The 12,415-nt window shown below is 41.3% G+C and carries 11 protein-coding genes and 1 pseudogene; 3 read left to right on the forward strand and 9 right to left on the reverse strand.

Translation table 11 applies throughout. The features are described from left to right. Nucleotides 1-228: 228 nt before the first annotated feature. Nucleotides 229-588, forward strand: a pseudogene (locus ASU35_RS20985) (IS4 family transposase); the annotation flags it as partial. Nucleotides 589-669: 81 nt separating this feature from the next. Here ASU35_RS20985 and ASU35_RS16400 read toward each other — a convergent pair. From ASU35_RS16400 to ASU35_RS16410, 3 genes are all read right to left on the reverse strand, one after another. After that, nucleotides 670-1,008 (reverse strand): hypothetical protein, encoded by a 339-nt coding sequence (locus ASU35_RS16400; protein WP_058354053.1) that lies wholly within the window; start codon nt 1,006-1,008, stop codon nt 670-672. Between the two features lie 91 nt (nt 1,009-1,099). Beyond that, nucleotides 1,100-1,735 carry a hypothetical protein gene (locus tag ASU35_RS16405; protein ID WP_058354054.1) on the reverse strand — a complete coding sequence of 212 codons (636 nt, stop codon included), beginning with the start codon at nt 1,733-1,735 and terminating at the stop codon, nt 1,100-1,102. A gap of 40 nt (nt 1,736-1,775) precedes the next feature. Then, on the reverse strand, nt 1,776-3,143 hold the full coding sequence (locus tag ASU35_RS16410; RefSeq protein ID WP_058354055.1) for a helix-turn-helix domain-containing protein: 1,368 nt from the start codon (nt 3,141-3,143) through the stop codon (nt 1,776-1,778). Nucleotides 3,144-3,295: 152 nt separating this feature from the next. On the opposite strand from ASU35_RS16410, the gene ASU35_RS16415 reads away from it, so the two are divergent. Beyond that, a complete protein-coding gene (locus tag ASU35_RS16415; RefSeq protein WP_058354056.1) occupies nt 3,296-4,726 on the forward strand; it encodes an undecaprenyl-phosphate glucose phosphotransferase in 1,431 nt (476 codons plus the stop codon). A gap of 67 nt (nt 4,727-4,793) precedes the next feature. On the opposite strand, the gene galE is transcribed toward ASU35_RS16415, so the two are convergent. The 6 genes from galE to ASU35_RS16445 all read right to left on the reverse strand — a co-directional run bounded on the left by galE (nt 4,794) and on the right by ASU35_RS16445 (nt 10,995). Next, entirely contained in the window at nt 4,794-5,810 is a 1,017-nt protein-coding gene (gene galE, locus ASU35_RS16420) for a UDP-glucose 4-epimerase GalE (RefSeq protein WP_058354057.1), read from the reverse strand. A gap of 1 nt (nt 5,811) precedes the next feature. Further along, nucleotides 5,812-6,924, reverse strand: coding sequence for a phosphotransferase enzyme family protein (locus ASU35_RS16425; protein ID WP_058354058.1), 1,113 nt, complete (start codon nt 6,922-6,924; stop codon nt 5,812-5,814). Nucleotide 6,925: 1 nt separating this feature from the next. Continuing rightward, nucleotides 6,926-7,849, reverse strand: a complete 924-nt coding sequence (locus tag ASU35_RS16430) for a nucleotidyltransferase family protein (RefSeq protein WP_058354059.1) — start codon at nt 7,847-7,849, stop codon at nt 6,926-6,928. Between the two features lie 18 nt (nt 7,850-7,867). Beyond that, nucleotides 7,868-8,761, reverse strand: coding sequence for a carbohydrate ABC transporter permease (locus ASU35_RS16435; protein WP_058354060.1), 894 nt, complete (start codon nt 8,759-8,761; stop codon nt 7,868-7,870). A gap of 16 nt (nt 8,762-8,777) precedes the next feature. Continuing rightward, on the reverse strand, nt 8,778-9,683 hold the full coding sequence (locus tag ASU35_RS16440) for a carbohydrate ABC transporter permease (protein ID WP_058354061.1): 906 nt from the start codon (nt 9,681-9,683) through the stop codon (nt 8,778-8,780). 82 nt (nt 9,684-9,765) lie between these two features. After that, the gene (locus tag ASU35_RS16445; protein ID WP_058354063.1) at nt 9,766-10,995 is read right to left on the reverse strand and encodes an ABC transporter substrate-binding protein; all 1,230 of its coding nucleotides are present in this window, start codon (nt 10,993-10,995) and stop codon (nt 9,766-9,768) included. A 427-nt stretch (nt 10,996-11,422) separates the two neighbouring features. Here ASU35_RS16445 and ASU35_RS16450 point away from each other — a divergent pair, with 427 nt between their 5' ends. After that, on the forward strand, nt 11,423-12,328 hold the full coding sequence (locus ASU35_RS16450; RefSeq protein ID WP_058354062.1) for an AraC family transcriptional regulator: 906 nt from the start codon (nt 11,423-11,425) through the stop codon (nt 12,326-12,328). Nucleotides 12,329-12,415 lie beyond the last annotated feature (87 nt).

The following is a 12,415-nucleotide window of genomic DNA, read 5'->3' on the forward strand; positions in this document are numbered from 1 at the left end:
AGTCCGGTTCCGGCGGGGCTTATTAAAGTGCCTCTATTCACAGAACTTCCATTCTTAGTCCTTCAAAAAACGGAAGATTGGTGCTTTGGGTAGATATACTCGTTTTTTGATTACAATTTACGAAAACTCAAGTATAGTGATGACTGGTTACATCTCTATAGTAAGAAATGCCGATATTTTTATAAAGTGTTATCAACTCGATATTTCAGAAAGTCTAATATCAGCATATGGGATATTGAGGTGTTCTTCAAAGTATGCAAGAGCTATCTTAACCTTGGCAAAGAGTGTAACACCCTGTCCTATGATGCAATGGCTGCACATACAGCAGTTGTTTTTGCCCGGTACATGATGTTGTCGTTGGAAAGCCGTGAATCCAACGATGACCGTTCCCTTGGGGAACTGTTTTTATACTTTTCTGATGAAATGTCTGATATCACATGGATATAGGCTTTCCAAATGCTGCTCCAAATGTTCAGAACCATGCTTAACAAAAACACCGAGTTATCAGATGGGAAAATCGATAAACTGGTGGATGCATTTTTGAATGCACTGCCTGATTTTCTGAAAACACAGCTTCAAGCCGCCTAACGTCTGAACATTGACAACTGAATAACTGCCAGGTATTGAATTTTTAAAGTGCATAGCTAAAATTTATGTGCGAAGTTTGAGTTACTTTATTTTATCATCAAAAATTTGTAACTCCAAGTCATAAAATGCTGTATATTCACATATATAATTATTTTCTTCATCAAATATATGTATCCAAACAGAAATATAGTCCATTGGAGGGTCATATGAATAGCTCTTGCTAAAAGAAACACCATCATTTTCAAAATTATATTTTTTAAGAACTGTTTCTAAATCAGCGTTCATATCTTCCAAAAAAGCTGCTTTGTCGTGAGTCCACCAATTTTTCAAACATGTTGTAAGTTTCTCTTGAGTTAACTGAAATAGATTATTGTCGGAAATAAAATCAGTAAACTCCTTAGAATTTATCGGTACATTCATTAATGTAATCCCTCCCTAAATAAGTCAAATATCCATTCACCTGATTTTGTTTTATATCCGAAGATTCTATAATCACCATATTGTTTACTAATTATTTTAATTTCGTGCGTGTATTGTTTTCCGATTTTTGAACTAGAAGATATTTTTTTATTCCTGATTGGCTCGTAGCACCTACTAATCCCTTGTCCGCAGCATCTTTGAATAATTTCAAAACTTTTTTACCTTCTGTTCCTTTAAATTTTTTACTTATTTCTTTAATTGCTTTTGATGAAATACCATCTGAATATTTATAAGTTTTCATCGCTGCTGAAACCGCTTTTTTGCCTTTAGATGTTTTTGCAAATTTTGCAACTTCATCAATTTTTAAGAATGTTTTACCGCCTTTTCTAAAATATGCGGATGCTGGAAGTACTGGCAACAAAGCAGCAGTATCAAGAACAGCCCATCCAAAATTCCCCCAAGATGGATTTGCAAACAAATTAGCCCAACTTGCACCTGCCATTAAAATATCTACGACATCCCAAATACTTCGTGTTTGTATATTGCCATGTTTTTTTACATAGTATGCTGTACCATATGGAGTTTCCACTTCTTCAATAGTCGTATAAGAACCAAGTGTATTTTCAAAATACACTGTACTATCTTTTTCTGCTGCAAAAGTTGGAACAGATAGGCTAAGCACTAGAGATAGTGTTAGTATAAGACTCAAAAGTTTTTTTGTAAACACCTTGCGGTATAAAATTACTATTTATGATACTATACTCATCCTAACTAATTGCCTTTTCTTTCTCGCCAATACGGTAATAAGCAATCGCCATATTATTTAAAACATGTGCTTCCTGCAATAAGGCAAGACTGTCAGAATAACTAATTTCTTTTTTCGTTCTTTTGAATATAGCCCTTTCCAAAAGCAGATACTGTCTGTTTTCCCTGGTATCCTTCAGTCCATATTCCTGTATTCTTTCAAATATCTCTTCTGCCTCTTGATATCTGCAGTAGCTGATACACCTTCCTTCCATCCGCTCCAGCTTAAGGATTTCATAATCCTCTGCATCAATGCAGGCTCCACATCGTTCCCCACGCTTTCCTAACCTCTCTGCCAGCTGCCGGAAGGTTTTCGCTCTTGCCTTGCTTTTGCTGGTTTCGATTCGTGACAGAGCCTCCTGACTACATATTTCCTGACTTAACTCCTCCTGAGATATGCCCCTCGCTTTCCGGCTTTTTTGCAAAAGCTCATAATCCAGATAGAGCTCCCGCTCTGAAAAATCTACCCAGAAAGGCTGTGTTTCCGCTATTCCATATTCCTCACAAAGTCTTTTCAGGTAATAAAGTGTCTTTTCTAAAAACTCTTTTTCCTTTGATTCTTCTTTCTTTTCCTTTAGAAGCTCCAGCAACAGAGAAAGCGTTTCTATCAAATGGAAAAATCGTCCCTCCTCCCTCAAAAGCTCCAGGGCATATCTTACGTCTTTTTCAATTCTGGCCTTTTCACCAGTAAGCCTTGACAGCTCCAGTACCACCTGGGGATACAGTCTTGCCTTTTCCTCCTTCTCAATATATTCCTTCGTCAGAAATGCTAAAATCTGGCGGTAGAAAACTACTTTCACAGATGTCTCTACCTCCTTGGTGGTCTTTAAATACAAAAATAGTAATCGAAGCTCCTCTACACTTAAGGCATAGCAAAAGATATTCTCTTTCCTGAAATCTGACATCGTGCAAAAAATTGCTTTTTCAAGCTCCTTTGCAGCGATATCTTCTTTTCCCTCTAAAAATGCCCTAATTGCCCTAATCTCACAAAGATACTGCTGTTGAAGCGGTTTTTTCCCTTCCTCCAGGCTTTCATAGAAGTCGAGATACCACTCCAGCTCCTCAAAATGCTCCTCTTCCATGGACTGCCTCATTAGATTCCGCAGCTCGTACATGGCATAATCTGTATCACTTAGCATAACCTCCAGCTTTTCCATACCTTTCCCCAATCTCGCCCACAGTCGGTCTAACAGAAACTTGTCCGGCTCTCTCCCTCCATTTTTCAACCGGTTTAGCTCACCATGACTGCAAATGCCCTGGCACAGAGCCTTTAGACTGAGCCCTGCCTGCACTCTTTCCTGCTCTAATGCAACACCGATTCCTCTCGTCATTCCATCCTCACCTCCTCATCTCTTTGTCTTTACTATAACATAAATCTTCTCTTTAGAAAATATTCAGAATAAAACTATTGTAGACGTTTATCAAATCATGTATTATAATAAATAACTGTGTGTACAAAGCTGTGCAAAAAGAGGGATAAACAATGATAAAAGATAATCAACGTATTTTAAATATTTTTCATGTTATAATTGACGCAGTGCTGATTGCCATTTCCTTTTGCTTTTCCTACTATTTGCGGTTTATGAGTCCGTTGGTATATCAGTTTGATTTTTTAAGTCTGATAGGCAAATATTATCTGCCGCTCCATCAGGCGATACGGGTGCTGGTCTACATTATTCCAGGCTATCTTATTATCTATTACTACTGTGGTATGTATGGTCCGAAGCGTTCCAGCAGCCGCAGTACCTCGGGATGGAATATTATCAAGGCCAATATTTTAGGTATCGTGTATTTCACCTTCCTGATGGTTGTATTTAAGGAAGCCTTCCAGGATTTATCACGTTTACTATTAGGCTTCTTCTTTGTAGTAAATACCTTAGCTGACATGATATTCCGCTATCTTCTGACCTGGGGATTACGGCATTTTCGCAAAAAGGGCTATAATTTAAAGCATATTCTGATTGTCGGCTACAGCCGTGCTGCCGAGCGATATGTGAAGCGGCTTTTATACAACCCGGAATGGGGCTATCAGATACACGGTATTCTTGATGATAATCGGATGATTGGCTCAGAATACCGCGGCATCCCGATTGTTGGCAATCTGGACACATTGCCTGACTTTTTAGCATCCAATGACTATGATGAGGTAGCGATTGCCTTAAGCATCGGTGAGTATGCAAAGCTGGAGCATATCGTAGCTGTCTGTGAGAAATCTGGCGTCCACACCAAGTTTATCCCGGACTACAGTGACATTATCTCCTCTCGCCCATACACCGAGGATCTGTTCGGACTGCCGGTCATCAACATCCGCCATGTCCCATTAAACAATCCGGTCAATAAGTTTATCAAGCGTACCATTGATATCTTTGGTGCCATCGTTGCCTTGGTTTTATTTTCCATCCCGATGCTGATTATATCCATTATTATTAAGGCGACCTCTCCGGGACCGCTGATTTTCAAGCAGACGAGAGTTGGACTTCATAACCGTGAATTTGCTATGTACAAGTTCCGCTCCATGGCCCAGCAGGATCCAAAGAAGGAAAAGGTAGCCTGGACGGTTCTTAATGACCCCCGGGTAACCCCCATCGGCCGTTTTATCCGTAAGACAAGCATTGACGAGCTTCCACAGCTTTTTAATGTCCTAAAGGGTGATATGAGTCTTATTGGTCCCCGTCCGGAGCGTCCTTACTTTGTGGACAAGTTTAAGGAAGAGATTCCCCGCTACATGATTAAGCACCAGGTTCGCCCAGGACTCACCGGCTGGGCTCAGGTCAACGGCTACCGCGGTGATACCTCGATTAAGCTCCGTATTGAGCACGACCTGTACTACATTGAGAACTGGACTCTGGGACTGGATTTCAAGATTCTGTTCCTGACCTTCTTTAAAGGCTTTGTAAATAAGAATGCGTATTAAAAAAGATGCTGTAGAAGCAATTTTCCTGCTTTTACAGCATCTTTTCTATTTATATAATTTTCTTTCTTTAGCTGCGATATCCATCCGGATTCATGGACTGCCATCTCCATGAGTCCTCACACATCTCCTCGATGCCACGTTCTGCCTTCCAGTGAAGCTCTTTTGCTGCCTTAGCTGCATCTGCATAGCAGGTAGCGATATCGCCAGGGCGCCGAGGCATAATTTCGTACTTGATTTCCTTGCCACAGGCCTTTTCATAAGCCTTTACTACATCCAGAACGGAGTAGCCATTGCCAGTACCCAGGTTGTAGACGGATACACCTTCCTTATCCTTGAGCTTTTCTATGGCACGGACATGACCGATAGCCAGGTCAACTACATGGATATAGTCACGGACACCGGTGCCGTCCTCTGTATCATAGTCATTTCCAAAAACATTCAGATGCTCCAGTTTTCCAACAGCTACCTGAGCAATATATGGCACCAGATTGTTTGGAATCCCCTTCGGATCCTCACCAATAAGGCCGCTTTTATGAGCTCCAATTGGATTGAAGTAGCGAAGCAGAATCACATTCCACTCAGAATCTGCTACGTTTAAGTCAGAAAGAATCTGCTCTAACATACTCTTGGTCTGTCCATAAGGGTTCGTACACTGTCCCTTCGGGCATTCTTCCGTAATCGGAATAAAAGCAGGGTCTCCATAAACGGTTGCAGAAGAACTGAATACAATATTCTTGCAGCCGTGCTCCCGCATTACATCACATAAAACTAAGGTTCCGGTAATATTATTGTGATAATATTCTAATGGTTTGCTTACCGACTCGCCTACTGCCTTCAATCCGGCAAAATGAATGACAGAATCAATACTTTCCTTGTCAAATACCTTACTAAGAGCCGCTTTATCTAACAGGTCTACCTTATAAAAGGTCACCTTTTTCCCTGTAATCTGTTCTACTCTTTCCAGAGATTTTTCACTGGAGTTACACAAATTATCTACTACCACTACCTCATAGCCTTCGTTCAAAAGCTCTACACAGGTGTGACTTCCGATATAGCCGGCACCGCCGGTAACCAATATTGCCATATTAAATCCTCCTAACTATGTCCTGCATGGTCTCCCATTTTTCTTCCATGTCCTTTACCAGCTTAAACTGGGTGCGGCAACGGTCAAGATTATGCCCTTCTCTATGAATCTTAAAATAAGTATCTCCCTGCAGATAATCCGTCAGAAAACGCATGCCGCATTCAAAGGTCATGACCTTTGCTCCCATCGGCATCATTTCCCTCTCCTTTGGAGTTAAGCTGCCCTTACAACCCTTGATAAAGCCTCGGGAATACAGCTCAAACAGCTCCATATCACAGGAAACCTTACTTAAATCTACTTCATCCTCCGCAGCTGTGCTGGCTCCGAACCGGATAGAATCGCCGAAATCATGAACTGCAAGGCCCGGCATAACCGTATCCAGGTCAATCACACAGATACCCTTACCCGTCTGCTTATCCATCATGATATTATTCAGCTTGGTATCATTATGAGTTACACGAAGAGGAAGCTCGCCTGCTGCCAGCATATCGCCCAGCACACACGCTACATCTTCTCTCTCCAAAACGAAAGCAATTTCTCTCTGAACAGAAGCTGCCCTACCCATTATATCATCTTCCACTGCTTTTTTAAAGGTAGAAAATCTTGCTTTTGTGTTATGAAATCCTTCGATAGTTTCATGGAGTCTCTCCGCCGGATAATCTGAAAGCAGTGACTGGAAATTGCCAAAGGCTACCGCACTTTCATAAAAATCCTCCGGACGCTCTACTGCGTCATAGCTTACTGCATCCTCAATAAATATATAAGCACGCCAGTATTCTCCAAGGCTGTCTACAAAATACGGCTTTCCATCTCTGGTTAAAATAACATTCAGGGTCTCACGCTCCGGATTACCGCCTCGCTCTATTATCTTTTTCCGCAAAAAGGAGGTTACATTAATAATATTTTCCATCAGCTCCTCCGGCCTTGTAAAAATCTCACGATTCATCCGCTGGAGGATATATTTTTTCTCCCTTCCATCTTCCAATACACAGACTACTAAAAAAGTATCATTAATATGACCACTTCCATAGCTTACCGCATCCCTTGGTTCACCTTCAAACCGGAAGCTTTTTAGTGCTTCTGGCCTACCCTTGCATAATTCTTCTCTTGTCATTTTATTCCTCCCACAGCTTCTGCGGATACAGCCCTGCATCCTTTAATTTTTGAATGGCCTGCATTACCGTTTCTTTGTCTTCCTTGTAGGTGACACCATACCAGCGGTCTTCTGATTTAAGCACCTCTACTGTTGCCTTTTCCTCAGAAAGCAGCTCGCCAACCACTGTAGGCAGGAAATATTCACATTTCAAAGGATTTGTTTGCATATTAGCATCCAAAAAGGCTGGGAAACGCTCCTTTAATTCCCTTAAAATGCTTTCATTAAAGCCCCACATATTCATAGAAACCGTGCTATGCTCCGGAATTTCCACCCACGTTGCCCCATCATCCTCTGTATATTCTGCACCACCATTTCTCTTTTCAATATGGGTTCTTTCATTAATTCCAACCAGATATCCCTTCTCATCTGTCATGCAGACACCACGGGCTACATGGCCATTATCTGTCAATGTATTTTCCAGAATATATCCAACCATGGTGTAACGGTATTTCTCATCATCCGGATGAGATAAGAGATAATCATAAATCAGTTGAAAAGCTTTAGCTCCATAATAGTCATCTGCATTGATAACTGCAAATGGCCCATCCACTGCTCCAATACAGCTCATAATCGCATGTCCTGTACCATACGGCTTTACTCTGCCCTCCGGCATCTCATAGCCATCCGGGAGATTATGTAAATCCTGGTATACATAAGTAACCTTTACCTTTTTTTCCATGCGGTCGCCTATAACCTCACGGAAATCAGCCTCATTTTCTTTCTTAATAATAAATACCAGCTCTTCAAAGCCTGCCTGGATAGCATCATAGATAGAAAAATCAATGATGATATGCCCATCCTTATCAATCGGGTCAATCTGCTTTAAACCGCCGTAGCGGCTGCCCATGCCTGCTGCCATAATTACCAAAACCGGTCTTTTCATACTTCCATTCTCCTTTCCTTAGCCCTTAACTCCACCACCAGTTACACCTGCGATAATCTTCTCTGACAGGAAGATGTAAAGAAGGAAGGTCGGCAGGAATACAATAACAACGGCCGCAAACATTCCAGCCCAGTTACCGGTGTACTTCATTGAATTAATCATACCGTAAAGACCTACAGCTACCGGTTTTACCTTATCACTGTTTGCCAGAATCAGAGACAGGAAGTACTCGTTCCAGATATTAATAAAGTTGAAAATTGTCACGGTAATAATACCCGGCTGTGCCATCGGCAGCATAATCTGCCAGAAGGTTTTCATCGGAGAGCAGCCATCAATCGCAGCAGCTTCCTCAAAGGCTCTGGAAATATTACTGAAGAAGGTCAAAAGAAAAATTGTCGTATATGGTACATTGATACCTACATACAATATAATCAATGCAATCCGGTTCGCCAGAATATGATTCAAAATACCCATTTTAGAAATCAGCACGAACAGCGGAAGCACAATCATAATAACCGGAACTCCCATGGCAGATACGAAGCTGGTCTGAATCACCTTGCTTCCCTTGAATGGGAAACGTGCCAGCACATAAGCTGCCGGTGCACATACTAAAATCAGCAAGGTACAGGAAACAACTGAGTATACCAAAGAATTCGTAAAGAAGGTAGCAACACCCTGTCCCAGCCATGCCTTTGCAAAGTTCTCAAAATGTAAGCCTGTCGGGAATACAAATTTATTTACATTACCAGCGAAAATATCCTTGGTTGTAGATAAGCTCGCCATAACAACCCAGCCTAAAAGTATAACTGTAATCAGTACCCAAATACCGAGAATCAAATAACCAGGAGCAAGCTTCAGCTCTTTTTTCCAATTAATCTTGTCTTTTATAACTTTTTCTTTATTTTTTGCCATCGCTAAATCCCCCTTTCTAGAATTCTATCTCATCGTCATTGAGTACCCTGTTGCAGATAGTGAAAATAATAACTACACAAACACTCAGAATAACACCAATAGCAGCAGCAAGTCCAGCATTACGCTCTGTTACTGTATTTCCTGCTCCAAACATCTGTGCATACATATAAACCATGGGTACAATCGTCTGGTTGTCTGCCGTTACGGAAGAGAACAGCTGGGACCATACAAAGAAACCAACACTGCTGACAGACCACATGGTAATATTAGTCTTAATGATTCCTTTTAATAGCGGAAGCGTAATATGTCTGAATTGTTTGACTTTATTAGCACCATCCAAGGTAGCTGCTTCAAAATAATCGGTACTGATTCTCTCAATGCCGCTGGCAAAAATCAGCATATGATAACCAACCATACCAAAGCAGTAAGCAAACAAAAGAGCCCAAAACTTATGCTCTGCATCCAGCCACTGAATTTTTACAGCAGCCTCCCAGCCAATTGCCTTAAAGAAGTTGGTCAGATGACCGAACTGTGGGCTGTATACAGACTGTAGCCACATCGTAGCTAAAGCTACTGCACTTACTACGTTTGGCAAATAGATAATTGCACGGAAGGTTCTCTTGAAACGGATGCCACTGGTTAAAATAACTGCAAACAAAAGAGCCAGTCCCATAACAATGATACCGCCTGCAAACCAGATACGGAACAAATTCCACATAGAAGTCCGAAACAATGTAGTCTGTAGAAGCTTAATATAATTGTCCAATCCTGTAAAATGCCACCGGCTTATACTGTCCGTAACTCCGTCAATTTTAAAGAAGCTCATCATAATCGTTCTGATAATCGGATACAGGAAGATAACGAGGAACAGCGTAACTGCCGGTGCCAGGAAGCAGAACATCATTGTCTTATTCTTTTTCATTCTCCTACCCCCTTCTGAAAAGCAAGGGTGACGACGATACCCGTGCCACCCTTAAGCTGTAGGTTATTAATTTACTTAACTATTAGTTACTTGCCTTCTCCATAGCGTCTACGAAATCCTGTGCTGTCAGCTGTCCACCGCATAATTTCAGGAAGTTCTCTTTCAGAACTGGAGTAATATCTACGTTAGCCTCAGAATTAACTGCCCATGACCAACGAGTTGTCAGGCTATCCATAACAGGCTTAACATTGGATAATAATGCAGGCCATTCTGTGTTAGTTGTATCAGCCGGAATACCGATAGAGTACTCAGATAACTTCTTATCAAACTCACCCTTGGTAATGTATTTGATAATTTCAAATGCTTCCTCGGCAACCTGTGTATTCTTGTTGATAGCCAGAACCTGTGCACCATAGTTAGAAGCTTCTACCCCTGTTGCACCGCCATCTACTGCCGGATAGCTAAAGCACCCCCACTTAAAGTCTTCGCCGGCCATATCCTTAACCTCGTTTGGTAACCAGGAACCATTTAAGTACATAGTAGCTGAGCCTAAAGCTAGCTCGGTGTTCTGAGCTGCTGGCCATACGTTAGAAGCGATTGTCTCGGAGAAATATCCCTTAGAAGCAAGCTCCTCATAAGCCTTTGCCATCTCAAGAACTGCAGGCTCCTCTGCCCATTGGCCTTCCGTAACAACTCTGGTAACACCATCTTCACCGATTAATCTTCCCAAATGATATCCGAACATACAGGTAATGTAAGCATCATCACAGGTAATTGGTGTGTAGCCAGCATCTTTAATCTTCTGACATGCATCCAGAAGCTCTGCCCAGGTAGCAGGTACCTTCTCTACACCAGCCGCAGCAAAGATAGCTTCATTATAGAAGAATGCAAATACGTTTGGCTGATAAGGAATAGACTTTAAGGTTCCGCCAGCTGCTTCGCGGCAGGCACCCATAAGACCGGCAATTGCTGTATCCTCGTAGTTGTTAGCTTTAGCTAAATCTTCAAGATCCAGTAAGTAATCTCCCCATGTTTTGTTTACACGGTCGATATCCTCATCAAATAAGTCGATGGTTGTTCCTGCATCCAGAGCTGGCTGTAAGCCTTCACGGATACCGGTACGTCCCTTAAATTGTAAGTCTACTGTGTTACCCGAAGCTGCCTCATAGGCAGCTACAGCCTCCTGGATAGCCTGTGCCTGTGGCTCGGAAGCCTCCCACATGCTCCAGTAAACGATGGTCTTTCCACCGCCTTCTGTATTATTCTCTGCAGCATCCTTGCCTCCACAGCCTGTCAATGTAGCTGCTACCATAGCGGTTCCCAATAACAAACTAAGTAATTTCTTTTTCACGTTATCTCCTCCTAATAAAAAATAAATTGACGTTCCTGTTTTGAAGAAATTTTTTATTTCTCCTCTGCACTTTGTACTATCAACTTACCACGAATTTGCACAAATGTATTTGCATATTTCGTCAGACTATTTGTACTATCATTTCTTCTCATTTCTATTTTTAACTATTTTACAATCTATTTTCTCTTTTTTTTGTATATTTTTTTCTTTTCTTTTTTCTTCTTTTGGTAATTTTTATTACAAAACTGATTGTTCAACTTTGTTCTACTAACACTTTGCACATATCGATTCATTTTTCATATCAGCCCGCAAATTTACACAATTATATCTTTCTATTTGCATTTTTACACAAATCATGTATACTAAAGAAGAAAAAGGAGGTATTCCCATGAATTATAAAGGACTTTCCCTTTCCCAGGATTTTGTGATAGAGAAGCTGTTCTCTGTCCACTATTTTGAATATATGAGCGACTTTTTCTTTGCCGGAGAGACCCATAACTTCTGGGAATTTCTCTGCGTCGATCGGGGAGAGGTAGAGGTCACCGCCGACAGCCATCACTACACTCTGAAGCGTGGCGAGATTATTTTTCACAAGCCCAATGAGTTTCATGGTCTGAGAGCCAACGGCACAGTTGCACCAAATCTGGTCGTTGTATCCTTCCAGTGTGACTCACCCGCTATGAGTTTTTTTGAAGAAAAAATTCTAACAATTGGCGAAGTGGAGAGAAATTTACTAGCTTCTATTATTATGGAAGCTAAAAATGCTTTTTCCTCCAAGCTGGATGACCCTTATCTGGAGGAGCTGATTCGGCTTCCGATCTATCATCCCGGTTCCGAACAGCTGATTTCCCTGTACCTAGAACAGCTTTTAATCCAGCTTTACCGCAGGTATACAGCCTCCTACCGACAGATTCCTGTTGTCCAGACCATCAAATCAAAAAATGACACAGAAATCTATGGACGCATTCTTGCCTATCTGGAGGACAACCTTTCTACCCATTTGACAATAGATCAAATTTGCCATGCCAACCTGATTGGTCGTTCCCAGCTGCAAAAGCTGTTTCGTGAGAAAAACAACTGCGGTGTTATTGACTTTTTCTCACGGATGAAAATAAATGCCGCCCGACAGATGATTCGTAACCAAAATCTTAACTTTACTCAGATTGCCGATCAGCTTGGATATACCTCTATCCATTACTTTTCCCGGCAGTTCAAAAAAATTACCGGCATGAATCCTTCCGAGTACGCTTCCTCTATAAAACTGCTCTCTGAGGATCCAAAACAGTTAAACTAATAGGGTAAATTAAAGTTAAATCCTAAATAAAGCATTCTGGTAATATGTCAAGAACAATTTGAGAAGATTTTTGGATGATTTATGTAA

This window comes from Acetivibrio ethanolgignens (assembly GCF_001461035.1).
In the GTDB taxonomy this organism is placed as follows: Bacteria; Bacillota; Clostridia; order Lachnospirales; family Lachnospiraceae; genus Velocimicrobium; species Velocimicrobium ethanolgignens.